At 65.2% G+C, this 633-nt stretch carries 1 protein-coding gene; it reads left to right on the forward strand.

The genetic code is table 11. From position 1 onward, the window contains the following. Positions 1 to 633 (forward strand): IS5 family transposase (locus tag NHG85_RS09775; RefSeq protein ID WP_253331909.1); only part of this gene is annotated, 633 nt, incomplete at both ends.

Here is a 633-nt window from a genome sequence, read left to right on the forward strand (position 1 = left end):
CGGCCAGCCGGTCTACAGCGACGCCGCGATCCAAGCCTGTCTGACGATCAAGGTTCTGTTCGGCCTGCCGCTTCGCCAGACGACTGGCTTCGTGGCAAGCCTGCTGAAGCTCGCAGAGCTCGACTGGCCGGTCCCGGACTTCTCGACGCTCTGTCGGCGGCAGAAGAGGCTGGCTGTGCAATTGCCCTACCGTAGCAGCAACGGTCCGCTGCATCTGCTTATCGACAGCACGGGTATCAAAGTCCGCGGCGAAGGCGAATGGCATACGCGCAAGCACGGTGGTTCGCGCAGGCGGGTTTGGCGCAAGGTCCATCTGGCGATGGACGAGGCGACCTTGGAGGTGCGAGCTGTCGAGATCACCGGCAGCGGCGTGGGCGATGCGCCTGTGTTGCCTGATCTACTCGCCCAGATCCCCGAGGGCGAAGCGATCGCCTCGGTCACGGCTGACGGCGCCTACGACACTCGCGGTTGCCGCGACGCCATCGCGAACCGGGGCGCGGACGCGGTCATACCGCCCAGGCGCAACGCCAAACCGTGGAAGAAGGATAGCCCCGGAGCGGCAGACAGGAACGAGGCCTTGCGCGCCATCAAGCATCTCGGCAGGGCTATTTGGCGGCATTGGACCGGTTATCA

Origin of the sequence: Limimaricola litoreus (genome assembly GCF_024159025.1) — a bacterium.
In the GTDB taxonomy this organism is placed as follows: domain Bacteria; phylum Pseudomonadota; class Alphaproteobacteria; order Rhodobacterales; family Rhodobacteraceae; genus Limimaricola; species Limimaricola litoreus.